This is a genomic window from Lolliginicoccus suaedae, from assembly GCF_008312885.1.
Taxonomy (GTDB): Bacteria; Actinomycetota; Actinomycetes; order Mycobacteriales; family Mycobacteriaceae; genus Lolliginicoccus; species Lolliginicoccus suaedae.
The window spans coordinates 65,519-88,945 of sequence record NZ_VSSO01000005.1 but is presented as its reverse complement, the minus strand read 5'-3'; the positions used below and the strand labels follow the sequence as shown (position 1 = coordinate 88,945).

Annotated in this window: 22 protein-coding genes; 16 read left to right on the top strand and 6 right to left on the bottom strand. The window is 68.6% G+C overall.

Features of this window, described 5'->3' with window-relative positions; translation table 11 throughout:
• The first annotated feature begins 108 nt into the window (after positions 1–108).
• The 4 genes from FXO18_RS14455 to FXO18_RS14440 are packed head-to-tail and all read left to right on the top strand — an operon-like array spanning position 109 to position 3,243.
• Complete coding sequence (locus tag FXO18_RS14455) at positions 109–654, top strand: copper chaperone PCu(A)C (protein WP_187774379.1); 546 nt, start codon at positions 109–111, stop codon at positions 652–654.
• Positions 644–1,867 carry a Dyp-type peroxidase gene (locus FXO18_RS14450; RefSeq protein ID WP_149361846.1) on the top strand — a complete coding sequence of 408 codons (1,224 nt, stop codon included), beginning with the start codon at positions 644–646 and terminating at the stop codon, positions 1,865–1,867. Before FXO18_RS14455 ends, FXO18_RS14450 begins: the two co-directional genes overlap by 11 nt.
• Before the next feature lie 55 nt (positions 1,868–1,922).
• The gene (locus FXO18_RS14445; RefSeq protein ID WP_149361845.1) at positions 1,923–2,663 is read left to right on the top strand and encodes a DsbA family protein; all 741 of its coding nucleotides are present in this window, start codon (positions 1,923–1,925) and stop codon (positions 2,661–2,663) included.
• Positions 2,647–3,243, top strand: a complete 597-nt coding sequence (locus tag FXO18_RS14440) for a vitamin K epoxide reductase family protein (RefSeq protein WP_149361844.1) — start codon at positions 2,647–2,649, stop codon at positions 3,241–3,243. The genes FXO18_RS14445 and FXO18_RS14440 overlap by 17 nt, the downstream gene beginning before the upstream one ends.
• Positions 3,244–3,547: 304 nt before the next feature.
• Here FXO18_RS14440 and FXO18_RS14435 read toward each other — a convergent pair whose 3' ends face one another.
• Positions 3,548–4,843, bottom strand: a complete 1,296-nt coding sequence (locus FXO18_RS14435; protein ID WP_149361843.1) for a YibE/F family protein — start codon at positions 4,841–4,843, stop codon at positions 3,548–3,550.
• Between the two features lie 46 nt (positions 4,844–4,889).
• On the opposite strand from FXO18_RS14435, the gene FXO18_RS14430 reads away from it, so the two are divergent.
• Both FXO18_RS14430 and FXO18_RS14425 read left to right on the top strand, forming a co-directional pair.
• Positions 4,890–7,313 carry a glycerol-3-phosphate 1-O-acyltransferase gene (locus FXO18_RS14430; protein WP_149361842.1) on the top strand — a complete coding sequence of 808 codons (2,424 nt, stop codon included), beginning with the start codon at positions 4,890–4,892 and terminating at the stop codon, positions 7,311–7,313.
• 1 nt (position 7,314) lies between these two features.
• Positions 7,315–8,727, top strand: coding sequence for an HAD-IB family hydrolase (locus FXO18_RS14425; protein WP_149361841.1), 1,413 nt, complete (start codon positions 7,315–7,317; stop codon positions 8,725–8,727).
• A gap of 16 nt (positions 8,728–8,743) precedes the next feature.
• On the opposite strand, the gene FXO18_RS14420 is transcribed toward FXO18_RS14425, so the two are convergent.
• A complete protein-coding gene (locus FXO18_RS14420; RefSeq protein ID WP_149361840.1) occupies positions 8,744–9,223 on the bottom strand; it encodes an alpha-isopropylmalate synthase regulatory domain-containing protein in 480 nt (159 codons plus the stop codon).
• Between the two features lie 203 nt (positions 9,224–9,426).
• Here FXO18_RS14420 and FXO18_RS14415 point away from each other — a divergent pair, with 203 nt between their 5' ends.
• The 3 genes from FXO18_RS14415 to fbaA all read left to right on the top strand — a co-directional run bounded on the left by FXO18_RS14415 (position 9,427) and on the right by fbaA (position 12,440).
• A complete protein-coding gene (locus FXO18_RS14415; RefSeq protein ID WP_149361839.1) occupies positions 9,427–10,149 on the top strand; it encodes a TrmH family RNA methyltransferase in 723 nt (240 codons plus the stop codon).
• 43 nt (positions 10,150–10,192) lie between these two features.
• On the top strand, positions 10,193–11,290 hold the full coding sequence (locus tag FXO18_RS14410) for a glycoside hydrolase family 76 protein (protein ID WP_149361838.1): 1,098 nt from the start codon (positions 10,193–10,195) through the stop codon (positions 11,288–11,290).
• Positions 11,291–11,405: 115 nt separating this feature from the next.
• The gene (fbaA, locus tag FXO18_RS14405; RefSeq protein ID WP_149361837.1) at positions 11,406–12,440 is read left to right on the top strand and encodes a class II fructose-bisphosphate aldolase; all 1,035 of its coding nucleotides are present in this window, start codon (positions 11,406–11,408) and stop codon (positions 12,438–12,440) included.
• Between the two features lie 183 nt (positions 12,441–12,623).
• On the opposite strand, the gene FXO18_RS14400 is transcribed toward fbaA, so the two are convergent.
• Both FXO18_RS14400 and FXO18_RS14395 read right to left on the bottom strand, forming a co-directional pair.
• On the bottom strand, positions 12,624–13,451 hold the full coding sequence (locus FXO18_RS14400) for an SDR family oxidoreductase (RefSeq protein ID WP_223114782.1): 828 nt from the start codon (positions 13,449–13,451) through the stop codon (positions 12,624–12,626).
• Positions 13,448–13,915, bottom strand: coding sequence for a PaaI family thioesterase (locus tag FXO18_RS14395; protein ID WP_187774378.1), 468 nt, complete (start codon positions 13,913–13,915; stop codon positions 13,448–13,450). The genes FXO18_RS14400 and FXO18_RS14395 overlap by 4 nt, the downstream gene beginning before the upstream one ends.
• Positions 13,916–14,010: 95 nt before the next feature.
• Between FXO18_RS14395 and FXO18_RS14390 the strand changes: the two genes are divergently transcribed.
• Positions 14,011–14,619: a TetR/AcrR family transcriptional regulator gene (locus tag FXO18_RS14390; RefSeq protein ID WP_149361835.1), complete on the top strand. Its 609-nt coding sequence runs from the start codon at positions 14,011–14,013 to the stop codon at positions 14,617–14,619.
• A gap of 143 nt (positions 14,620–14,762) precedes the next feature.
• Here the strand turns inward: FXO18_RS14390 and FXO18_RS14385 are convergent, their stop codons facing one another.
• Entirely contained in the window at positions 14,763–15,452 is a 690-nt protein-coding gene (locus FXO18_RS14385; protein ID WP_187774377.1) for a TetR/AcrR family transcriptional regulator, read from the bottom strand.
• 94 nt (positions 15,453–15,546) lie between these two features.
• On the opposite strand from FXO18_RS14385, the gene FXO18_RS14380 reads away from it, so the two are divergent.
• From FXO18_RS14380 to FXO18_RS14365, 4 genes are all read left to right on the top strand, one after another.
• Positions 15,547–17,550 (top strand): CocE/NonD family hydrolase, encoded by a 2,004-nt coding sequence (locus tag FXO18_RS14380; RefSeq protein WP_149361833.1) that lies wholly within the window; start codon positions 15,547–15,549, stop codon positions 17,548–17,550.
• 35 nt (positions 17,551–17,585) lie between these two features.
• Positions 17,586–18,002 (top strand): DUF3151 domain-containing protein, encoded by a 417-nt coding sequence (locus FXO18_RS14375; RefSeq protein WP_149361832.1) that lies wholly within the window; start codon positions 17,586–17,588, stop codon positions 18,000–18,002.
• Positions 17,935–19,167: an FUSC family protein gene (locus tag FXO18_RS14370; protein WP_149361831.1), complete on the top strand. Its 1,233-nt coding sequence runs from the start codon at positions 17,935–17,937 to the stop codon at positions 19,165–19,167. The genes FXO18_RS14375 and FXO18_RS14370 overlap by 68 nt, the downstream gene beginning before the upstream one ends.
• Before the next feature lie 331 nt (positions 19,168–19,498).
• Positions 19,499–20,416, top strand: a complete 918-nt coding sequence (locus FXO18_RS14365) for a cation diffusion facilitator family transporter (RefSeq protein ID WP_149361830.1) — start codon at positions 19,499–19,501, stop codon at positions 20,414–20,416.
• 31 nt (positions 20,417–20,447) lie between these two features.
• Here FXO18_RS14365 and FXO18_RS14360 read toward each other — a convergent pair whose 3' ends face one another.
• Positions 20,448–21,101 carry a hypothetical protein gene (locus tag FXO18_RS14360; protein ID WP_149361829.1) on the bottom strand — a complete coding sequence of 218 codons (654 nt, stop codon included), beginning with the start codon at positions 21,099–21,101 and terminating at the stop codon, positions 20,448–20,450.
• Positions 21,102–21,217: 116 nt separating this feature from the next.
• Here FXO18_RS14360 and FXO18_RS14355 point away from each other — a divergent pair, with 116 nt between their 5' ends.
• Complete coding sequence (locus FXO18_RS14355; RefSeq protein WP_149361828.1) at positions 21,218–22,507, top strand: adenylosuccinate synthase; 1,290 nt, start codon at positions 21,218–21,220, stop codon at positions 22,505–22,507.
• Positions 22,508–22,515: 8 nt separating this feature from the next.
• The gene (locus tag FXO18_RS14350) at positions 22,516–23,424 is read left to right on the top strand and encodes a ribonuclease Z (protein ID WP_149361827.1); all 909 of its coding nucleotides are present in this window, start codon (positions 22,516–22,518) and stop codon (positions 23,422–23,424) included.
• The last annotated feature ends 3 nt before the right edge of the window (positions 23,425–23,427 follow it).

Sequence of the window (23,427 nt, the reverse complement as noted above, 5' to 3'; positions counted from 1 at the left end):
CGCGGCAATCCCATCGTGCTCCGCGCCCTGATGGATCTGGTGCCCCTTGAGCCTGGTGCCGCTGTGCCGCCGGTCCGCGCGGAGTCGTCGAGAACCTGGAGTGTTCCCATGAAGACCACGCGTGCTTTCCGCATGCTCGCGATCCTGCCCATCGCCGGCGTCATGCTGGCATCGGGCTGCTCGAACGATCCTGCGCCCGCCCCCAGTGACCAGGCCAGCTCGGTGACGGTCACTGATGCCTGGGTGCGCACCGCCGAGGACGGCATGGTGCCCGCCTTCGCGCAGCTCACCAACTCCGGTGACCAGGAAGCCCGGCTCGCCAGCGTCGAGTCCGAGGCCGGGGGATCGACGGAGATCCATGAGGTCGTCACCCTCGAAGGCGCATCGGTGATGCGCGAGAAGGAAGGTGGCCTCGCGATCGCCCCCGGCGCCATCTACGTGCTGGAACCCGGCGCTGACCACATCATGCTGATGGGGCTGCTCGATCCCATCGATCCAGGCGAGGACATCCCCATCACGCTGCGCTTCGCCGACGGCACCAGCCAGGAGGTCATCTTCACCGGCCGCGACTTTGCCGGCGGCACCGAGGACTACATGCCCGGAATGGATGAGGGCATGGACGGCATGGAGCATGGGACGGACGATGAGTACTGAGGCCCGCGCGCCCGGTATCTCCCGCCGCCACCTGCTCGGCTCGGGCGCGGTGGCGGCGGGAGCGGCGGGGCTCGGCTGGGGCGGACGCTCGCTGGCGGACCAATCCGCCGCCAGCACGATTCCGGCGGGGCAGCAGATCGTGCCGTTCCACGGACCCCACCAGGCCGGCATCACCACGCCACCGCCGGCCCATGCCACGTTCGTGGCGCTGGACCTCCAGCCTGGGCTGGACCGGAGCGCGATCATCGGCCTGCTCAAGGCATGGACGCAGGACGCCGCACGTCTCGCCGAGGGCCGGCCCGCGCTGGCGGACTCCGAGCCAGAGCTTGCCGCCGCGCCCTCGCGACTGACCACGACGATCGGTCTCGGGCCCGCCGTGTTCGATGTGGCCGGGATAGCGGACCGGCGACCATCGTGGATCGCGCCGCTTCCACCGTTGCCCATCGACGAGCTCGACCCGCGCTACAACGACGGCGACCTGCTGCTCCAGGTGTGCAGCGATGATCCCGTCGTGGTGGCGCACGCGGTGCGCATCCTCACCCGCAGCGTCCGCTCCCTTGCGACGGTCCGCTGGACGCAGCGCGGGTTCCGGGAAGCACGGGGCTCCCACCCCGAGGGCCACACCATGCGCAACCTCATGGGTCAGGTCGACGGCACCAACAACCCGAAGCCACGTGAGCCAGGCTTCGAGCAGGTGCTGTGGCACGACGACCCGGCCTATCCCTGGCTGCGCGGTGGAACGTCGATGGTGGTGCGGCGCATCGCCATGGATCTCGACACCTGGGACGAGCTCGGGCGGCGCGACCGGGAGCTGTCCATCGGCCGCACGCTTGGCAACGGGGCGCCACTGACCGGCACGAAGGAGCACGATCCGCCCGACTTCGGGGCGACCGACCAGTTCGGCATTCCGATCATCCCCCCGTCGTCCCATATCGCCAGGGCCCGCGCGCAGGCGCCGGAGGAGGTGTTCCTGCGGCGCGGCTACAACTACGACGACCCGCCCGAACCAGGCAGGACCAGCAACAGCGGGTTGATCTTCGCTACCTTCCAAGCAGACATCGCGAAGCAGTTCCTGCCCGTCCAGCGGCGCATCGCCGAGTTCGATGTGCTCAACGAATGGACCACCCCGATAGGGTCCGCCGTGTTCGCCATCCCGCCCGGGTGCGAGCCCGGCGACTACATCGGTCGTCCATTGCTCGAGGGGCCCGGATGACCACCCCCATCACATCCTTGCCAGGCCACGGCCTGAGCGGGGGAGGAGGAGAATCATGAGCAACCGTCCATCCCGCGGGTTGATCACCCAGCAGAAGGTACGCGACCAGAGGCGCGCGGCTCTCCGGCGCACCGTGATCACCGCCCTTATCGTCGTGCTGGTCGTCGGCGCGGTGATCTTCATCATCTCGCAGCGCACCGACGAGAGCACCGAGGCAACCGTCAATACCGAGGTCGTGGAACCTTCCGGGGCTGCGGTCACCGACGATGCGGGCATCGCGTTCGGGCCCGAGGACGCCGAGGTCACCGTCGCGGTCTACGAGGACTTCCTCTGCCCGGTCTGCAAGCAGTTCGAGGACCTCTCCGGCGAGACCCTGCGCGATCTCGCCGCGTCCGGCGATGCCCGGGTGGTCTACCACCCCATCGCCATCCTTGATCGTCTCTCGTCCACCGCCTACTCGAGCCGCGCGGCGTCGGCAGCGTTCTGCGTCGCCGAGCACGCCAGCGACGAGTGGCTCGACTGGCAGCTCGAGATGTATGCCCAGCAGCCGCCGGAGGGCGGGGCTGGCCTGCCCAACGACGAGATCGCCGGCATGGCTGCCTCGGCGGGCGCGGACTCGCCCGAGCTGCAGCAATGCATCGCGGACTCCACCTACCAGGGCTACGCCATCCAGGCGACCGACGATGCTCTCGCCGCGGGCGTGCAAGGCACCCCGACCGTGATGATCAACGGGGAACCGGCGGAGAACCTCACCCCCGAGGGCTTGCGCGAGGCCGTGGATGCTGCCCGGAACTGACACCACGCCTAGCGCGCCACGCGTGGCTCGGGCAGCTACCGGCTGGGCATTGCTCGTGCTGGGGCTGCTCGGGCTGGCGGCGGCGTTCGTGCTCGCCGTCGAGCGGGTGATGCTGCTCGCCGATCCCGACTACATCCCCTCGTGCAGCCTCAATCCGGTGCTGTCCTGCGGCTCGGTCATGACGACCGAGCAGGCACAGGTGCTCGGCTTCCCGAACCCCTTCATCGGGATCGTGGCGTTCACCGTCGTGGTCACCACCGCAGTGGTGGTCCTCGCCGGTGCCGCGCTGCCCCGCTGGTACTGGGCCGGGCTCGCCATCGGCTCCGTGCTGGGGCTGGCGTTCGTGCACTGGCTGATCTACCAGAGCCTGTACAGCGTCAATGCGTTGTGCCCGTACTGCATGGTGGTGTGGGCGGTGCAGTTGCCGCTCACCATCATCGCGGTGGGCCGCGCGTGGCCACCAGGGAAGCTGGCGGAGGCTGTGGCACCGTGGCGCTGGCACATCCTGGTGATCTGGTACGTCATCGTGGTCGCGCTCATCGCCGAGAGGTTCTGGTACTACTGGTCGACGCTGATCTAGCCAGCGCGGTTGGTCCGCGGCGGTGGTGGTGGGACGTGGTGGTGGGACGTGGTGGTGGGCTGGCTGCAAGCGCGGCGGGTCGGCTGCCTGCAAACGCGATAGAAACCGTCTGGGGACCCCGGCGGCTTCTATCGCGTTTGGCGTTTTCCGGTGCTTCTGGCGCTGGAAGTCCGCGGAGGCGCTCCGGGGCGGCTCCGCCATCGACCGCCCGGCGGAAGTGTGAGGTTTTGCACCGTCCAAGGCGCGGCGGCGGGTGCAAAACCTCACAGAACCGAGCAGCACCGACCCGCCCCGACCGCGCCAGCTAGCTCGTGGCATATCCCGGCGGCCGGGCGAGCAGCACCGCGATCGCGCTGGTCAACGGCACGGAAAGGGCGAGCGCGATGCCACCGACGAAGGAGCGCGAGAGCTCGATCGCGACGACCTCGCCGGTGACCACGTCCGAGAGGGACCGGCCTGCGACGGAGAACAGCAGCAGGAGCGGGAGCGCGCTGCCGGCGTAGGCGAGCACGAGGGTGTAGACGGTGGAGGCGATGTGGTCGCGGCCCACCCGCATGGTGCCGGTAAAGACTTGCGCGCGGGTGGCGGTCGGTTCGAGGCGGGCTAGCTCGAAGGCGGTCGCGGCCTGGGTGATGGTGACGTCGTTGAGCACGCCGAGCGAGCCGATGATGAAGCCGGCGAGCAGGAGCCCGCTGATGCTGATCTGCCCGAGATACACCTGGATGTTGGTGTTGTCCTCCTCGGACAGCCCGGTGAGGCTGGCGGTCTCGATGACGAGCCAGGACAGGAATGCCGCGATCAGCAGCGACGCGAGCGTCCCGAGCAGCGCCGAGCTGGTGCGCAGGTTGACCCCGTGCGCGAGGTAGAGGGCGGCGTAGAGGATCAGCGCGCCGCCGACGATGGCGACGGGGACGGCGGGCTTGCCGTCGAGGAGGGCGGGCAGCACGAAGTAGACGAGGACGAGGAACGCGACGGCGATGCCGAGCAGCGCGCGCAGCCCCCGCCAGCGGGCGACGGCGATGACAGTGAGGGCGAACGCCGCGGCGAACAGGCCCAGCGGCAGGCCGCGCTCGTAGTCGTAGAAGTTGTAGCGCGTGGTCTCGGTGACGTCGATGCCGCGCTCGAGGCGGATCGCCTCGCCCGTCGCGAGGTCGGGCTGCCCAGGGCCGGGCGCGAGCTCGAGGAGGGTGTTGTTGCCCTCGTTGGGGCCGGAGTCGATGCGCACGAGGCTGCGGGCGCACTGGTAGGACGCGTTGGGCGGCGGCAGGGGATCGCCGCTGAACACCATGCCCGCCGAAGGCGATCCGCAGGCCCCAGTGGTGGTGTCGAGGACGGTCCCCGCCTCGGTGCTCACTGCTCCACCGGCGGCGCTCTGCAGCGGCAGCGGCACCTCGAACTTCTGCTGGCCTGGCCACAGGATGGCGGCGCCGATCGCGGTCAGCATGCCGAGCACGATGAGGGTGGCTACGACGACGCGGGCGGCGAGCGGCCCGAGTGGCGGGGGGCTGCCGTCGTGGCCGTGCGAATGGCCGTGGCCGGTGGCACCGGCGAACGGGTCGGTGCCCTTCTTGCTCCCGCTTGGCTGGTTGCTGCTGTTCACGGTTGTCACACTAGTTCGCCCACGGGCGCGGGATGGATTAAGCACAATGAAAGCCGTGGATGAAGCGGCAGCGGGTCAAGAGTCGTCCGGGCCTGTGGTGTTCCTCGCCGATGCCCGCACGAAGGTGGAGCGCGAGCTCATCGCGGAGTGGCTCGATGCGGGGCATGCCGATGAGTTCGCGGCGGGCGTGGGGGAGCGGCCATCGCGGTTGCTGCTGGACTCGATGCGCATCGCGGGAGCGCTGTCGGGCCGGGCCGATGATCCGCTGGTGGTTCCGGTGCGGGTGACGTGGCTGCCGCCCGAGCGCGATGGTGACCGCAATGCGCGCTGGGCGGATGTGCTGACGCTGAACAATCCGCGCAACCCGAACGTGCTCGCGCAGCGGCGGATCGTGCGGGACTCGCCGGAGCGGGCGCAGGTCGTGGTGGGTGCTCCGGCGCGGTTGAGCGCGCTGCGGCAGCGGCATCGCCGCGAGGTGGGCGATGCGAGCCCGGATTCGCTGGCGCGCTACATCCATCGCTCCGCGGTGGTGGCGCTGGAGCGGGCGGAGCGCACGGTTACCGGTGACCGGTACAAGGTGCCGCGCCTGGTCGTCGAGCAGATCATGGATTCGGTGGGCTTCCGGGCACGTTTGCGCGATCTCGCGCGGGACAACGATATCGAGCAGGCCGAGGCGGTGCGGCGCGCGCGTTCCTGCCTCAAGGAGCTCGTGGCGGTGCAGAGCAAGGTGGCGACGGACTTGTTCGCGCAGACGATGCGTCCGTTGCACTCGTCGGCATGGTCGGTGCATGCGGGGGCCAGCCAGCTCGATGGGCTGCGTGCCTTGAACCGGCGCTTCCCGATCGTGTTCCTGCCGTCGCACCGCTCCTACGCGGATGCGCTGGTCTTCAACGATTTCCTGGCCCGCAACGACTTTCCGCGCAATCACATCATGGGCGGGGCGAACCTCGCGTTCTGGCCGGTGGGTCCGCTCGCGCGGCGCGCGGGGACGGTGTTCATCCGGCGCAGCTTCGGTGACGACGAGATCTACAAGGCGTGCGTGGAGGAGTACTTCGCGTACTTGCTGGCCAAGCGCTTCAACCTGGAGTGGTACTTCGAGGGTGGCCGCTCGCGCACCGGGAAGCTGCGCGCGCCGCGCTATGGGCTGCTGAACTATGTCGCCGAGGCGCTGCGCGCGCGACGCGTGCCCGACGTGATGATCGTGCCGGTATCGATCGCGTATGAGCGCTTGCATGAGCTCGAGGCGATCGCTGAGGAGCAGCGCGGCGGGAAGAAGAAGGCCGAGGGGCTGGCGTGGCTGGCGAAGTACGCGAAGGCGCAGCGGCTGCTCGCCGGGAATGTATACATCCGGCTCGGTGAGCCGCTGTCGATGAAGGAGCGGCTCGCTGCCGCGGGCGATCCGCTGGGCGCGACCGATATCGACAACGAAGCGGCGGACGGCGAGGACCTGGCGTCCCGTCAGCGTGGTGCGCTGCAGAAGCTGGCGTTCGAGGTGGCGGTCGGCATCAACCGAGTCACCCCGATCACGGCGAACGCACTGGTGACGCTGGCCCTGCTCGGTGTGCGGGATCGATCCTTGACGGTGGGCGAGATCACCGCTGCGATCGCTCCGGTCCTGCGCTACATCGAGCGGCGTGGCGTGCCGACGGGCAACGTGGCGGTGCTGCGCTCGACGTCCGGCCTGCGCGCGGTGCTCGCGGACCTCACCACGGCGGGAGTAGTGACCACCTATGCCGACGGCGAGGAGCCGGTGTACTCGATCGAGCCCGGGCAGCATCTCGTGGCCGCGTTCTATCGCAACAGTGGCATCCATTGGTTCGTCAACCGTGCCATCGTGGAGCTCGCGATCCTCGATGCCGCCGAAGCAGGATTCGTCGATCCGATCCGCGAGGGCTGGAAGTATGCCAACGTCCTGCGCAACCTGCTGAAGTTCGATTTCTTCTTCCCTGATCGCGAGACCTTCGAGGAGGAGCTGCGCGAGGAGATCACCCTGATCGATCCGCAGTGGAACGAGCGGCAGCCCACGGTCGATGAGCTGGCGGCAGCGCTGGAGGGGACGGGTTTCATCATGGCCCACCGGGTGCTGCGTTCCTTCTTCGACGCGCAGCTCGTGGTCGCCGAGCGGCTCGCGGTCCGCGCGGCGCCCGGCCTGGATGATCGTGAGGCGTTCGTCGATGAGTGCGTGCGCGTGGGGCAGCAGATGATGCTGCAGGGCCGGTTGCATGGCCCGGAATCGGTGTCGACGGAGCTGTTCGCCACGGCATTGAAGCTCGCCGCGAACCTTGGGCTCATCGCGGGGCCGAACGACGCTGGCGCTGCCGAGCCGGGCGGTGGTAACGAGGAAGGTGCAGGCATAGGGGTGCTTCGCCGTGAGCTAGCTGGCACGCTTGCCACAGCGGTCGCGCGCATCCGGCTCGCGGAGGCGCTGGATCCGTCCAACAGAAAGGCCTTGCCCGGTGGATATTCGTGACATGACAGACCAGGTCCGGTCCGGGCCCGGTGGCGCGCAGATCGGTGCGTTCCTCGACTTCACGGGCACCATCCTGCAGGGCTACTCGCCGCTGCGCCCCATGCAGGTCAAGACGAACATCGAGGATGACCAGGACCGGGATGTCTCCCTGGACCTGATGAAGACGCTGCGTGCCTCGAAGGCTCCGCAGTTCGTGGAGGACATGGTCGCCACTGTCTATCCGAGCTGGCGGGGCAAGTCCGAGGACGACATCGCGCGCGTGGCCAAGCGCCTGTTCGAGCGGCACGTGGCCGGCCGGTTATTCCCTGAGGCGTGGCAGCTGATCCAGGCGCATCGCGACAAGGGGCACACGGTGGTCATCGTGACCTCGGGGCCGAGGTTCATCGCCGATGCGGCCGCCGCGGCGCTGGGCGCGCAGTTCGTGCTGGCCACGGAGCTGGAGAAGCGTGACGGGGTGCTGACCGGGCTCGTCGACGGGGCGGTGCTGTGGCGCCGCGCCAAGGCCAGGGCGGTGCGCGACTTCGCCGAGCGGGAAGGCATCGATCCGGCGGCGAGCTACGGGTACTCGCATGGCAGCGAGGACATCGAGGTGCTCTCCGCGGTGGGGCATGCGGTGGCGATCAATCCTGATCGGGCGCTCGCGAGGATCGCGGAGCAGCAGGACTGGCCGGTGCTGCGGTTCGCGCCGCGCGGAACGGTCAGCCCCTTGCAGGTGGGACGCACCCTCATCGGCTACGGCGGTTTCTTCGGTGCCGTCGGCGCGGGGCTCGCCAAGGGCGCGATCAAGCGCGATCACCGGCTAGGCGTGGATACGGCCATCGGGAACAGCGCGGATGTGGCGCTGCGGATCGGCGGCGTGCACGTGAATCTCACGGGCGTGGAGAACGTGTGGTCGCACCGGCCCGCGGTCTTCATCTTCAATCACCAGAGCCAGGCGGACGTGCTGGTCCTCAGCAAGGTGCTGCGCGGGGGCTTCACGGGCATCACCAAGAAGGAGATGGCCACGAGCAAGCTGTTCGGAGGAGTGCTGCGCATCGCCGATGCGGTCTTCGTTGACCGGGCTGACTCGGCGAGCGCCCGCGATGCGCTGCGCCCGGTGGCGGACACCCTGCGCGGCGGGCTGTCCGTGGTGATCGCGCCCGAGGGCACCCGCTCGCTCACGCCGGGGGTGGGCCCGTTCAAGAAGGGCGCGTTCCATATCGCCCAGCAGGCCGAGGTGCCGATCGTGCCGATCATCATCCGCAATGCCGGGGAGCTGATGTGGAAGCACGGGCGGGTGCTGCGCAGCGGAACCGTGGACGTGATCGTCGAGAAGCCCATCGATGTGTCCGGGTGGGGGCTCGAGGAGTTCAGCGACCGCATCGCGGAGGTGCGGGAGATGTATGTCCGCTACCTGGAGAACTGGCCGCACTAGCGCTCGCGAACGGCGCCTACAGGCGGTTGGCGGCGGCGATGACCGCGCGCAGGGACGACTCGACCGGATCCGCGGTGATGGACATTCCCCATGCCTGCCGCTCGTCGCGCTCGGCGAGCAGGAACGTCGCGGTGCGGTCCCCGATGGGGCGCTGGTGGAGGCCGTGGATCTCGATGTTGCAGCCGAGCTCGTACAGCATGCCGGTGAGGGCGCCGATGGGGCCGGAGGACATCGCGGTCATCGTGTGGGCATCGCCGTCCTTGCGGATCGTTGCCTCGAAGACCGTCTTGCCCGAGCCGATCTGGTGGACGCGGAAGTGATCGAGCCGGAACTGCCCGTTGCGGGGCGAATAGATCTGGTCGAACATGTCCCACGACATGGATCCGGCCTCGCTGCGCAGGCCCGCGGGGAGCGACACGCCGTAGCGATGCTCGAAAGGATCCAGCTGTGCGTCGTGCGATGATGATTGCGCGAATTCGCGATGCATAAGGTTCATCAGAAGGCTTCCTAGTACGAGGCGGAATGGACTGGCGCGACGACACCCCGCAGCGAGGTGCCTGTCCGGTACTAGGCCTCGCTGCGGCTGCTTACTGCGCGCACCCGCTTCATGTGACCAAATCTACCCGCGCGGACAGGGTGTGACAACCAATACTGGCTTGCCGGATTGCCAACGACGGGCAAACTTGGCACCGTGAGCACGTGAAAACCGGCCCCGAAGCGCCCGATCCGCCAGCCTCTGATCCGCAGCTCACCAGCAACGATTCCAGCGCGGATCCGCCGGGTCCCACCGAGTGGGGCGCTCCAGTCGGAGTCGGCCCGTGGGCCACCACTCATGGCCTGCCACTGCCCACCGGCGACCACTTTGATCCGGACCTGCTCCGTGATGGCGACACGCGCAATGTCGTCGACGCCTACCGCTACTGGCGGCGCGAGGCCATCATCGCCGACATCGACGCTCGCCGGCATCCCCTGCACATCGCCATCGAGAACTTCGCCAACGACTCCAACATTGGCACCGTGGTGCGCACGGCCAATGCTTTCGCTGCCGCTGCGGTGCACATCGTGGGCCGCCGCCGCTGGAACCGGAGGGGCGCGATGGTCACCGACCGCTACCAGCACATCCACCACCACGCCACCGTGCGGGACGTCATCGACTTCGCCGAGCGGGAAGGACTGACCGTCGTGGCGGTGGACAACACACCAGGATCGGTGCCGCTCGAGACCGCCGACCTTCCCCGCCGCTGCCTGCTGCTCTTCGGCCAGGAGGGTCCGGGGGTGAGCGAGGAAGCCCGCGCCACAGCATCGATGACCGTCTCCATCGCGCAGTTCGGCTCGACACGCAGCATCAATGCCGGCGTTGCCGCGGGAATCGCCATGCACGCCTGGGTCCGCCAGCACGCGGATCTCCGCGCCTCCTGGTGATTTCGCGTCGCACCCCGCGCGCCGGCGGTGCAGGATAGAAGGCATGGGCATGTGGGCGCGGCGAGCGGACCAGGCGGAGAACGCCATCTTGGGGCGGCACCTCCAGCCGCTCTGGCTGCTGCCCGGAACCGCGCTGGGCGTCATCTCCTGGCCCCCCACCACGCGTGACCGCCTGTTCGTGCGCTGGCACTACTGGTGGCAGGCGCACCTGCTCGACTGCATGGTCGACGCCGCGATGCGCGCGCCCACGCCCGACCGGCGGCGCCGCGTCCGGGCCCTCTCGCGCACCCATCGGCTCCGCAACGTCGGCCGGTGGACCAACAACTACTACGACGACATGGCCTGGCTCGGTCTCGCGCTGGAACGAGCCGGGCGGCTCGATGGCGTGTCCCGCGAGACGGCCGCCATCGACACTCTCGCCGACGAGCTGTACGAAGCGTGGGACGAGGGGTCCGGCGGCGGCATCCCCTGGCGCAAGAAGGACGACTTCTTCAACACCCCGGCCAACGGTCCCGCGGCGATCCTCCTCGCGCGGCTCGGCAGGATCAACCGGGCAGAGGAGACCATGGACTGGGTCCACGCCCGGCTCCGCGACCCCGAGCGTGGCCTCATCTACGACGGCGTGCGCGGCGACGGCCGCTTCCTCACCAACATCTACACCTACTGCCAGGGCGTGGTGCTCGGTGCCGAGACCGAGCTCGCCCTGCGGGCCGGCGATCCCCGCCATGCCGAGCGGGTCCGCGACCTCGTCTCGGCCGTGTCCCAGCACCTCGCGCCGCGCGGGGTGATCAAGACCTCCGGCGGTGGAGATGGTGGCCTCTTCCCGGGAATCCTCGCCCGCTACCTGGCGTTCGTCGCCACGCGGCTGCCGTTGACCAGCGAAGCCAACCAGCAGGCCCGGCGCCTCGCCCGCGGCATCGTGCTGCGCTCCGCCGAAGCGGCCTGGCGCAACCATCTCGACGCGCCCGCGGGTCCCCTGTTCGGCGCGAACTGGGCCGTGCCCGCCACCTACCCCGATGCGCGCAGCGCCCCCTCGAAGAAGCGCAATGGGGCAGTGGGCGCGTCGGCCGTGCCCGAGCGGGATCTCTCCGTGCAGCTCTCCGGATGGATGCTGCTCGAGGCGGCCGCCGCATGCGAATAGGCGCACGCGGGCAGGATGGTCGTGGCGCGCGCGACCGCACCGGCAGCGGGTTGCCATACTGGAAGCGCGCGATAATAGCGACTGTCCGCGATCGAACCTGATTTGGAGGGCCCTGATGCCAATCGCCACCCCCGAGGCATATGCCGAAATGCTCGACCGCGCCAAGGCTGGTGCCTACGCGTTCCCCGCGATCAACTGCACCTCGTCGGAGACGATCAACGCAGCCATCAGGGGATTCGCCGAGGCCGGAAGCGACGGCATCATCCAGTTCTCCACCGGCGGGTCCGAGTTCGCCTCCGGCCAGACCGTCAAGGACATGGTCACCGGAGCCACCGCCCTCGCCGAGTTCGCGCACATCGTCGCCGCCAAGCATGACGTCACCATCGCGCTGCACACCGACCACTGCCCCAAGGACAAGCTCGATGGCTTCGTCCGCCCGCTCCTCGCGATCTCCCAGGAGCGCGTCAACGCCGGTCGCGCGCCGCTGTTCCACTCGCACATGTGGGATGGCTCGGCGATCCCCATCGAGGAGAACCTCCGCATCGCCGAGGAACTGCTCGAGCTCTCCAGGGCCGCGAAGATCATCCTCGAGGTAGAGATCGGCGTCGTCGGCGGCGAGGAGGACGGCGTGGAGAACGAGATCAACGACAAGCTCTACACCTCCGCGGCGGACTTCGAGATGACCATCGACGCGCTCGGTGGCGGCGAGAAGGGCCGCTACATGCTCGCCGCGACGTTCGGCAACGTGCATGGCGTGTACAAGCCCGGCAACGTCAAGCTGCGCCCCGAGGTCCTCAAGGAAGGCCAGGAGGTCGCCGCGCGCAAGCTCGGGCTCCCGGGCGACGCCAAGCCCTTTGACCTCGTCTTCCACGGTGGCTCCGGCTCGCTCAAGTCCGAGATCGAGGACTCCCTCAACTACGGCGTCGTGAAGATGAACGTCGACACCGACACCCAGTACGCCTTCACCCGGCCCGTGGCCGACCACTTCTTCAAGAACTATGACGGCGTGCTCAAGATCGACGGCGAGGTCGGCAACAAGAAGGTCTACGATCCGCGCAGCTACCTCAAGCAGGCCGAGGCCGCCATGGCCCAGCGCATCGTCGAGTCCTGCACCGACCTGCACTCCGTCGGCAAGTCGATCAGCGCCTAGGTTCATCGGCTGGGGTTCCGTCCCCGCCGCAATCCTCATCCCAGCCGCTCAGGGCCCAGCCGCTCAGGGTCCAGCCGCAAACGCGATAGAAGCTGTTCCGAATCCGGGTTCGTTTCTATCGCGTTTGGCGTTCTCCGGTGCGTTTGCCGTTGGAGCTGCCGGGTGCGGTCCTGCGTCGGCGGGCTACCTATCGAGGTAGAGGTCGAGCGCGACACCCTCGGATGGCCCGTACGGGGTGAGATCGGTGATGCCATGCGCGGCGAGAACGTCGACATCGATCAGTGCGCGCCCCGAGTTCTCGGCGGCGCTGCTGCTCAGAATGAGGATGGCTGCGTCCGCCATGATCTCGGGCTTTCGCGAGACCTCGGCCTGCTTGTCGCCCATGAGCATCTCAGTGGCGGCGGTCGCGATGACCGACTCCGGCCAGAGGCAGTTCGCGGCGATCCCGTCCGGCTCGAGCTCGGCGGCGATGCCGAGGGTCAGGAGCGTCATGCCGTACTTCGCGAGCGTGTAGGGCGGGAAGGCGCCGAGCCATCGGGGGGAGAGGTTCAGGGGCGGCGAGAGCGAGAGCACGTGGGGATTGCGAGATCTCCGCAGGTGCGGGATCGCAGCGCGCGTGAGTAGGAACGTGCCCCGTTGCTGGATCGATTGCATCAGGTCGAACTGCTTCGGCGATGTTGCTTCCGTGCCGGTCAGCGAGATCGCGCTGGCGTTGTTGACCACGACATCGACACCGCCGAACTCGCGCACTGCTTGATCGATGGCATTGTTCACCGACTCCTCGTCGCGCACATCGCCGACGACCCCGAGCGCTTGGCCGCCTGCGGCACGGATCTGTTCCGCCGCGGTATGCACGGTGCCCTCGAGGCGCGGGTGCGGCCTGTCGGTCTTCGCGAGCATGACCACGTTGGCGCCGAGGCGTCCTGCGGCGATCCCGATCGCCAGGCCTATCCCGCGGCTGCCGCCGCTCATGACGATCGTCTTTCCGGCTAGATCGTGCTGCATGCTCATGTCCAGCTCCTTACCTGGCACTCGCCGCTCATCGTGGCAACGATCTCGCCGCTGGTATCGGTGATCTCGACGTCGAGCTGCCAGGACGCGCGACCTTGGGCCGTGACGTCAGCGCGCATTCGTTCCAGCGTCGTCGTGTCGAGCTCCGCGGTCGCGAGGACATCGGTGCGGGCTGGGCGGAGGTAATCGATGGCCAGGTGCTTCACGGTGGGGTAGTACGCGGCGAAATCGAAGCTGGGCGCCACCAGGACCCCTGCGAGCAGTTCGCCCGCGCAGAACAATGAACCGGCGTACATGGCGCCAAAATGGTTGGCATTTCCCTCGAGCGGAAGCGCGCTGACCGCGCGGCCCTCGCGGAGCTCCACCACCTCGATGCCGAGGCGGGGCACCGCGGGAATGGACTGCTGGATAAAGGCATTGATGATCGACCTCGTCCGGGGCTGATCGGTATCGATTGGGGGCACGGGAGATCCTCTCGCCAGTCCTTACCGATCGAGTGATCGGTTTCTTGTCACGGTAGCTTCCCGGTCAGCTGATCGGCAAGGGCTAGAGTATTCGCGTGACCTCGACTGGTAGCCGTACCCAGCGCCAACGGAGCGCCGAGATGCGCGCGCGGCTGATCGACGCGACAATCGATTGCCTGCGACAAGGTGGCTACAGCTATGCCACCACCAGGAACATCGCGGCGAATGCCGAAGTCTCGCTCGGTGCCCTGGCGCACCAGTTCCCGGGCCGCATCGCGCTCATTGCTGCCGCGATCGATGAGGTCGGGCGCCGCTGCGTCGACGAGCTGGCGCGTCTCGTCCAGAGCATTCCCGCCGAGGATCCCGGCCGACCGGGCGCGCTGCTCGATGCCGCCTGGGCGATATTCGATAGTGATCTCTTCGTGGTCTGGATCAAGGTGTGGACGGCGGCGGCGGAGAACGAGGACCTCTATGCTGCATTGGCTCCAGTGGAGAGGAAGCTCTCCAGGGCGATCGCGGCGACGGTTGACCAGCTCATCCCGGCCGGAATGCCAGTCGACCGGTGGAAGGCGCGCAGCAGTGTGGTCCTAGCCGCGCTGCGGGGCGTGGCGTTTGCCAACGCGCTGGAACCGCGGGATTCCACCACGGCCGATAGATGGCCGATCATCAGGGCGGAGCTGCTGGTCCTGGTCCAGTCTCCGTGAGAACTCGCAGGGATCCGTATCCGCAAACGCGATAGAAACCGCCGGGAAACCAGGTTGATTTCTATCGCGTTTGGCAGTTTCCAGTGCTTCTGCATCCAGGCCGCCAGCTTTCCTGCCCGCCAGCAGGCCCAGGGCCAGCCTCGTTACTCGATTCCGAGATGCTGCGCGAGTTCGAGCATGAGCTCGAGGGTCTCGTGGTCGAGCTGCTCGTCGGCGTGGATGTTGCGGTAGCGGGCCTCGCCGCCGAAGAGCGACAGGGTGACCACGAGCAGGGCGCGGCGCTGGCCCTTGTGGAGGTGGGCGAGGGCGGGCAGGGAGTCCGCGGCGGCCTGGATCGCTTCGGTGTAGCGGTGGAAGGTGGGGCTGATGCGTTCGCGCAGCTGGGTGTCGGTCCGGGCGTTGATGAGCAGCTCGTCCCAGACGGCGCTGTAGGGGGCGCGGGCGATGGCACGCTGTGCCCCGAGGAGCCTGGCGGCGTTCACGGGGGCGGGACTGCTGTCGAGGATGCGGAGGAACTCGCGGACCTGGCGGGCACCGACTTCCTCGGCAGCGTCGACGATCACGTCGAGCCGGGTGGGGAAGTGGCGGAACAGGGCGCCCTGGGAGACGCCTGCGCGGGTGACGATCTCCTGGATGGTGGTGCGCGCGTAGCCAGCCTCGGCGATGGCGTCGATGGTGGCCTCGAGGATCGCGGTGATGGTGGCGTGCTTGCGCTCGGCCTGGGTGCGCCGTGGCTTGCCGGGACCAGCGCTAGGGTGCCCAGTCTCGGGTTGCCCGCTCTCGGGTTGCCCAGTCTCGGGTTGCCCGCTCTCGGGGCGGGTGCGTGATGCCACGTGCTTGATCGTATCGGAGCAACTTCCTATGAAAGAAAGAAAGCAGATGCTATCTTCCTAGGTGATCCACGTCATCCTCCCCAAGGAATGCCTTGTGCCTCACACCCCACGGACCGCGACGCTGAGCGCTGCCCTCCTCCTCGCGGCCACCCTCCTGCTCCCGCTCGGCATCCCTGGCGGCACCGCCCACGCCTCCCCGGGCCTGCCGGTCGACGGTGGCCAGCACGCGCAGCAGTGGGCCGCGGTGGCCCAGGAATACCCGGGCATCGCGGTTGCGGAGGACGTCGAGATCCCCATGAGCGACGGCACCATTCTCCGCGCGACCGTGTACCGCCCTGCCGACGCTGCGGGCAACCCGATCGCCGAGCCCCTGCCGGCGCTGCTCAACCTCACCCCCTACACACGGCTCGTCGACACGCTCGTCGATGCTGTCACCGAGCATCCGGAGCTGCGCCCGCTGCTCGATTCGGTGATCGCCGACGCCAGCCTGTGGGACGCGCCGCTCGACGGCCTCCACGAGCTCGCCCAGGTCATCCCGGGCGGTGGCGCGCGATTGCTCGGCATCAACCGCGACCTCATCCGCAGCGGATACGTGCAGGTGATCGCGGACGTGCGCGGCACGGGCTACTCGCAGGGAGCCTGGCAGGTGCTGCAAGGCCGCGAGCAGCAGGACTCCCTCGAGATCCTCGACTGGATCAGCAAGCAGGACTGGTCCAACGGCGATACCGCGATGGCCGGGATCTCCTACTCCGCCATCAACAGCCTGCAGGCCGCCGCGCTCCGGCCGCCCTCCCTGAAGGCCGTCTTCGCCGTCGAGCCCGCCGAGGACCTCGCCCATGACATCGTCATGACCGGCGGCGCCGGGGGAGTGGGCTTCATGCCGCTGTGGATCGCGCTCGTCAACGGCCTCAAGTTCCTCCCATCCCTGGATGCTCTGCTCACCGGGCAGTTCGATCCCGCCTGGCTCGCCGATCGCTTCGCCGATCCGCTAGTGATGGGGCCCGAGCTCGTCGAGGCCGCGCTCCTCGGCAGTGGCCCCGCCGCCCACGACGGCGCCTTCTACGCCGGCATCAATCCCGCCATCGAGAACATCGCCGTGCCCACTTTCGTCGTCGGGGCCTACCACGACATCTTCTCCCGCGGCCAGGCCCGCGTCTTCGAGCGGCTCCAGCTCCCCGCCGCGCGCAAGAAGCTCCTGATGGGGCAGAACTACCACATCAATCCTGGCTACCGCACCGGTGGGCCGGGGCAGCCACCCACGCTCGACACGCTCGAGAGTGCCTGGTTCGACCGATGGGTTCGAGGGGTACCCAACGGGATCGAGAACTACGGCCCGATCATCTCCGACCAGATGGGTGGTGGCTGGACGGCTACCACGGCGCTGCCCCGGCCCGGCTCCCAGCCGCGCAAGCTCTATCTCGACGCGGCGGCGAGCGGCACCGCCCCGCATGCCGCGCACGACGGCAGCCTTGGCGACGCGCCCGCGGGTCCTGCCCGGCTCAGCATCGGCCCGGGCGTGCAGAACGCTTGCTCCCGCGACGCCGCCCTCGGCACCGCGGGCCTCCTCACGATCCTCGGCGCGCAATGCACCCGCGACAATCGCACCGCCGAGACCGAGGCGCTGACCTTCACCAGTGAGCCCTTCGGCACTACCACCAGCGTGTCCGGGCCGATGAACCTGCGGCTGGTCACCACCACTGACCTGCCCGAGGGCATGTGGCACGTCACCGTGCAGGACGTGGCGCCGGACGGCACCTCCACCACCCTCACCAGCGGCGGGCTGCTCTCCTCCCGGCGAGCCATCGACCAGGCGCGCAGCACGACCACGGCCAACGGCGACTACCTCGACGCGGTGCACCCGCTCACCCGCGGATCCGTCCAGCCCGTGATACCGGGCCAGCGCACCGTCCTCGATATCGACCTGCGCCACACCGATGCGCTCCTCGAGCCCGGGCATCGGCTCCGCGTGAGTGTCGCCGCGGGCAACCCGGTTCGGTACCTGCCACTGCTGCCGAGCCTGGCGGCGACGGGGCTGCAGCCGCAGCACATCGAGCTCGATCCCGCCGCGCCCAGCTGGCTGCTGCTCACCACCAAGTAGCGGGCGCGCGGGCCAACCGGGACTAGCATGGCCGCATGACGTCTTTTGGTGATCTCATGGGCCCCCAGCCCGTCCTCCTGCCCGGCGATGAGGAAGCGGAGTCCGATCTGCTCAACCACGTGGACCCGGAGCAGGTCGCGGCCAAGTACCCAGCAGCATCGATCGCTTGGGCGGCGTTGGCGGAACGGGCGCTGGATGACGATCAGTTCGTCACCGCCTACGCGTTCGCCCGCACCGGGTACCACCGCGGGCTAGACCAGTTGCGCCGCCACGGCTGGAAGGGCTTCGGCCCGGTGCCGTGGAGCCACGAGGGCAACCAGGGCTTCCTGCGCGCGGTGGGAGCGCTCGCTCGCGCCGCCAAGGGCATCCGCGAGGACGCGGAGCATGCTCGCTGCCTGGACCTGCTCGAGGATTGCGATCCCCGGGCAGCGCACGAGCTTGGTCTCGGCTAGGCGCATCGACGCGTTCCTGCGGCAGCTCGCGCACGATCTCTCGGCGCGGCTGCCGCAGCGCGTTCGCGACCCGGTTCGACGGCTGGTCCTGTCGACGATCCCGATCATCCAGTGCGCCACCGCCGCGGGCCTGTCGTGGTGGATCGCCAAGGACGTGGTGGGCAACCCGCAGCCGTTCTTCGCTCCCATCGCGGCGGTAGTCTCCCTCGGGCTGACGCTGGCCACGCGCGTGCGGCGGGTGTTCGAGCTGCTCGCCGGAGTGTCGGTGGGCATCGGTGTCGGCTCGCTGCTGATCGGGGTCATTGGCACCGGGCCCTGGCAGATCGCGATGGTCGTGGGCCTCGCGATGGCGGTGGCCGTGCTCGTCGATGGTGGCCCTGTTATCACGATGCAGGCCGCCACCTCGGGCGTGCTGGTGGCGACGCTGCTGCCGCCTGGTGGCGACGCGGGCCTCAGCCGTGTGATCGATGCGCTCATCGGCGGTGCCGTGGGCGTGCTCGTGGTGGCGATCCTGCCGACGCATCCCGTGCGGCGCGCCCGGCGGGACGCGGGAGCAATCCTCGCCGAGGTGGTGGCGGTGCTGCGGCAAGTGTCGCGCGGGCTCGAGGAAGGCGATGCCAGCACGATCGACGTGGCGCTGCGCCGTGCCCGGGCAACGCAGCCGGGCATCGATCAGCTGCGCTCGGACCTCAAGGGCGGCCGCGACATCAGCAGGCTGGCCCCGGTCTACTGGGGATCGCGGTCCCGGCTCGACAGGCTTGCCGCGACGGCCGACCCCATCGATGCCGCGGTCCGCAATACCCGGGTGCTGGCGCGGCGCGCGCTGACGCTGGTGCTTGACGGCGAGCGGCTCGATCCGGAGCTGGTCGAGCTGTTGCGGGAGCTCGCAGCGGCTGCCGATGTGGTGCGACAGATGGTGCTGGCAGCCCCGGGGGACAAGCCCGATGAGGCAGAGGCAGCGCGTCGATTGCGGACGGTAGCGCGGCGGGCCCGGTTCGAGCTGGTGGAGGGGCGCGGATTGTCCTCGGGCGTGGTGCTTGCCCAGGTGCGATCGATCCTGGTGGACCTGTTCCAGGTGAGCGGCTTGAAGCGGGTGTCGGCGCTCGCGACGCTGCCGCCGACGGTGGAGCATCCCGCCGTGCCGCCGGAGGATCACGAGGACTAGGGCGAGCAAGCTGGCGGAATGCAGTCGCCTCGGCTCCTTGCTCGCATAGCCGCCACGGAAGCTGCGTAGATGCCACCCCTGCGCGAGCCTGCCACCCCTATTTGGGTGGCTGCTGCTAGCGAAGGGTGGTCGAAGTGCGTCAAGGGTGGCAAATCGCCGAGCCCGCGCCGCCCGCGCCGAGCCCCTGCGGGCGCAACCGCCAACCGGGCGCCAGCGGCTCATCCAGCGTGGCCACCATCACCCCGCCATTGAACAATACATGCGAATGTGTGCATACTTGGGGCGTCGAGCGAAACCAGCGCGAAACCATCGCGAACCCGGAGGAGGCACCATGGGCGCGGGACACGGCCACGGGCACGGCATCGAGCCAGGCGAGAAGCCCACCCGGGCGCGCATAAACCGGATGCTCATCGGGCTCGCCATCATCGTCGCGTTCCTCATCCTCGAGGTCGTCGTCGGCGTCATGATCGGATCGCTGGCGCTGCTCGCCGACGCCGGCCACATGGCCACCGACGTGATCGCGCTCATCATGGGCGTCACCGCGCTCATCCTCGCCCATCGTGGCAGCACCAACCCCGGTCGCACCTTCGGCTGGCACCGCGCCGAGGTGCTAACCGCGATCCTCAACGCCGCCCTGCTGCTCGGCATCTCCGCCTACATCCTCATCGAGGCCATCGAGCGCATGAGCTCGCCGCCCGAGGTCCCGGGCCTCCCGATGATCATCGTCGCGCTCGCGGGGCTCGCCGCCAACATCGTCGTGCTCGTCATCATCCGCAGCGGGTCCCGCGAGTCCCTCGCGATGAAGGGCGCCTACATGGAGGTCCTCGCTGACGCCGTGAGCAGCGTGGGCGTGCTCATCGCCGGAGTACTCACCCTCGCCTTCGGCTGGACCCGCGCGGATGCCATCGCCGGCATCCTCATCTCGATCTGGATCGTTCCCCGCGCGCTCAAGCTCGCCGCGCAAGCGCTACGCATCCTCACCCAGGCCTCGCCCGCCGAGGTCGATGTCGCCCGGGTGGAGGCGGACCTCTCCGCGATCCCGTGCGTGGATGATGTGCATGACCTGCATATCTGGAGCCTGACCACTGGCATGGACGTCGTTACCGTCCACCTGACCACCAGCTCGGACAACCAGGAGATCCTGCGGCTAGCGAAGAATGCCCTCGCCGCGCACGGCCTCGAACACGCCACCATCCAGATCGACTCCCCGGAGGAGAAGCGCCACTGCGAGCACACCGTCACGTGGTGACGCGGGAGCACACTGTCACCTGGTGACGCGCTCAATCGCGCACGCACACCAATCGCCAGTTCTCGGTGTGCCGGTAGAACGTGGAGCGGGTGATCACGCGCGGATGGTCCACGCCATCACGGGTGAGCACGATCTCGCGGGCACCGGTCTGGATGGCCCGGCCCTGCAGCCAGCGCCTGCGCGGCATCCGCCCGAGCATCGTGGCCCGCACGCCGGGCAGGCGGTGGGAGGGCCTGATCTCGATGCCACGCGCGGGGCCGCGGAACAGGCGCTCATCATCCACGTATGCCTCGCCGAACAGCTCCTCGCCACCGGTGCCGCGCATGATCGCGGAGCCCACGATCACGGTGCCGGTGTCATCCCGGATCAGTGGGAAGGGCTGGGCGGAGCCCTCGAGCGCTAGCCGGACCGCTGTCCGTCCGCCCGGTAGCCGGTAGTTGCGGGCCGCGCGGGAGGATCCAGTCGGCACGAGCGCGACATCCACGTGGAGCCTGTCCTTGCGCATCAGCCGGGTGACGATGGCCGCGAGCAACGCATCGTCGCCGACCACGATCACGCGCCGGGCTTGCTCTGTGGCACTGTCGATCCCGGAGCGGGCGGCGGGGCTTTCGAGCGTGATCCCAGGGAGCTGGCGCAATGGCGCGGGGACCGTGGAGCCCTGGAGTGTGAGGACAACGGTGGTCATCTCGGTCTCCTGGGATAAGGTGGTCATCTGGTTGCGTGCGAATTCTGACCTTATCGCTTCGTTGCCATGCAGCGTGGCCACGCTCGCGGCCAGAACCACAACACAGGAGTGAGGGAATGCCGGCAATCGTCCTGATCGGTGCCCAATGGGGCGACGAGGGTAAGGGCAAAGCAACGGACCTGCTCGGCGGACGGGTCCACTGGGTGGTCCGCTACCAGGGGGGCAACAACGCGGGGCACACGGTTGTCCTGCCCAACGGGGATCACTTCGCGCTGCACCTCATCCCGTCGGGAATCCTCACCCCTGAGGTCACCAACGTCATCGGCAACGGCGTGGTCGTTGATCCAGCGGTGCTGCTCGACGAGCTCTCCGGACTCGAGGCTCGCAACGTCGATACCTCCCGGTTGCTGATCTCGGCCGATGCGCACCTGCTGATGCCCTACCACGTGGCCATCGACAAGGTCACCGAGCGCTTCCTCGGCAATCGCAAGATCGGCACCACGGGGCGTGGCATCGGGCCGTGCTACCAGGACAAGATCGCGCGCGTGGGAGTACGGGCACAGGACGTGCTCGACGAGAGCATCCTGCGCCGCAAGGTCGAGGCAGCGCTCGAGGTGAAGAACCAGATCCTCACCAAGATCTACAACCGGCGCGCGCTCGATGCCGACAAGATCGTCGATGGCGTGCTCGAGCAGGCCGAGGGGTTCAAGCATCGCATCGCTGATACCGGCCTGATGCTCGGCAACGCGCTCGATCGCGATGAGGTGGTGCTGCTCGAGGGCTCGCAGGGGACCATGCTCGATGTCGATCACGGCACCTATCCGTTCGTCACCTCGTCCAACCCGACCGCCGGCGGTGCTTCGGTGGGCTCCGGGGTGGGCCCGACGAGGATCACGACCGTCCTGGGCATCCTCAAGGCCTACACGACCCGCGTCGGCTCGGGGCCGTTCCCCACGGAGCTGTTCGACGAGCAGGGCGCCTACCTCGCGAAGCAGGGTGGCGAGGTGGGAGTCACCACCGGCCGCGCGCGCCGCTGCGGATGGTTCGATGCTGTCATCGCCCGGTACGCCACCCGTGTCAACGGCATCACCGATTACTTCCTCACCAAGCTCGATGTTCTCTCGGGCCTCGAGACCGTGCCGATCTGCGTGGGCTACGAGATCGACGGCAAGCGCATCGATGACATGCCGATGACGCAGACCGACATCCATCACGCCAAGCCGGTGTACGAGGAGATGCCGGGCTGGTGGGAGGACATCTCGGAGGCCCGCACGTTCGAGGACCTGCCGAAGAATGCCCGCGACTATGTGCTGCGGATCGAGGAGCTCTCGGGCGCGCACGTCAGCTGCATCGGCGTTGGCCCCGGCCGCGATCAGACCATCGTGCGCCGCGACATCCTCGCCTGAGCAGGGCTTTGTCCCCGCGAGAGCTGGTGATCCTGGGGACGGCCAGCGCCGTCCCCACGCGGCAGCGCAACCACAACGGGTACTTCCTGAGGTGGGGTCGTTCGGGCGTTCTCTTCGATCCCGGCGAGGGCACCCAGCGGCAGATGTCGCACGCGGGCATTTCCGCGCATGACATCAACCAGGTGTGCATCACCCACTTCCACGGTGACCATTGCCTCGGGCTGCCGGGAATCATCCAGCGCATCGCGCGCGATGGGGTCCCGCACGAGGTCACTGTGGCCTATCCGGCGGCAGGGGAGCAGTACTACCAGCGGCTCCGGTGGGCCAGCGAGTTCCATCCCACGGACAGGATCCGGCCGCACCCGCTCGAGGGCGCGGAGCCGGCCGGGTTCGGGGAGCCACGGATGAGCGCGCTGCCGCTGGTGCACAGCACCCCCGTCTACGGCTATCGCATCGCCGAGCCCGATGGCGTGCACATGCATGCCGAGGAGCTCGCGGCGATCGGGGTGACCGGGCCGCGGGTCGGTCGGCTCAAGCAGCAGGGGCATCTGAAGCTCGAGTCGGGGCGCATCATCGAGCTGGAGGATTTCTCCACGCCGCGCCGGGGCGCGTCGCTGGCGTTCGTGATGGATACCGGCTGGTGCGACAACGCCATCGCCCTCGCGCGGGAGGCGGACACGCTCGTCATCGAGGCGACGTTCCTCTCGGCGGAGGAGGACATCGCGGCCCGGTACCGGCACCTCACCGCGCGGCAGGCAGGCCGCATCGCGGCGCTCGCGGGCGCGCGCAGGCTCGTGCTCACGCATTTCTCCCAGCGCTACGGGCTTGGTGGCATGCAGGCCTTCGAGGACGAGGCGCGCGGCGAGTTCGACGGGCCGATCCACATCGCGCGCGATCTCGACGTCATCGCGCTGTAGGCG

What these genes read in the sequence shown, in the direction of transcription:
- FXO18_RS14455 (WP_187774379.1), top strand. Translation starts at nt 109, where the DNA reads ATGAAGACCACGCGTGCTTTCCGCATGCTCGCGATCCTGCCCATCGCC.
- FXO18_RS14450 (WP_149361846.1), top strand. Translation starts at nt 644, where the DNA reads ATGAGTACTGAGGCCCGCGCGCCCGGTATCTCCCGCCGCCACCTGCTC.
- FXO18_RS14445 (WP_149361845.1), top strand. Translation starts at nt 1,923, where the DNA reads ATGAGCAACCGTCCATCCCGCGGGTTGATCACCCAGCAGAAGGTACGC.
- FXO18_RS14440 (WP_149361844.1), top strand. Translation starts at nt 2,647, where the DNA reads ATGCTGCCCGGAACTGACACCACGCCTAGCGCGCCACGCGTGGCTCGG.
- FXO18_RS14430 (WP_149361842.1), top strand. Translation starts at nt 4,890, where the DNA reads ATGAAAGCCGTGGATGAAGCGGCAGCGGGTCAAGAGTCGTCCGGGCCT.
- FXO18_RS14425 (WP_149361841.1), top strand. Translation starts at nt 7,315, where the DNA reads ATGACAGACCAGGTCCGGTCCGGGCCCGGTGGCGCGCAGATCGGTGCG.
- FXO18_RS14420 (WP_149361840.1), bottom strand. Translation starts at nt 9,223, where the DNA reads ATGAACCTTATGCATCGCGAATTCGCGCAATCATCATCGCACGACGCA.
- FXO18_RS14410 (WP_149361838.1), top strand. Translation starts at nt 10,193, where the DNA reads ATGGGCATGTGGGCGCGGCGAGCGGACCAGGCGGAGAACGCCATCTTG.
- fbaA (WP_149361837.1), top strand. Translation starts at nt 11,406, where the DNA reads ATGCCAATCGCCACCCCCGAGGCATATGCCGAAATGCTCGACCGCGCC.
- FXO18_RS14400 (WP_223114782.1), bottom strand. Translation starts at nt 13,451, where the DNA reads ATGAGCATGCAGCACGATCTAGCCGGAAAGACGATCGTCATGAGCGGC.
- FXO18_RS14375 (WP_149361832.1), top strand. Translation starts at nt 17,586, where the DNA reads ATGACGTCTTTTGGTGATCTCATGGGCCCCCAGCCCGTCCTCCTGCCC.
- FXO18_RS14370 (WP_149361831.1), top strand. Translation starts at nt 17,935, where the DNA reads ATGCTCGCTGCCTGGACCTGCTCGAGGATTGCGATCCCCGGGCAGCGC.
- FXO18_RS14365 (WP_149361830.1), top strand. Translation starts at nt 19,499, where the DNA reads ATGGGCGCGGGACACGGCCACGGGCACGGCATCGAGCCAGGCGAGAAG.
- FXO18_RS14360 (WP_149361829.1), bottom strand. Translation starts at nt 21,101, where the DNA reads ATGACCACCGTTGTCCTCACACTCCAGGGCTCCACGGTCCCCGCGCCA.
- FXO18_RS14355 (WP_149361828.1), top strand. Translation starts at nt 21,218, where the DNA reads ATGCCGGCAATCGTCCTGATCGGTGCCCAATGGGGCGACGAGGGTAAG.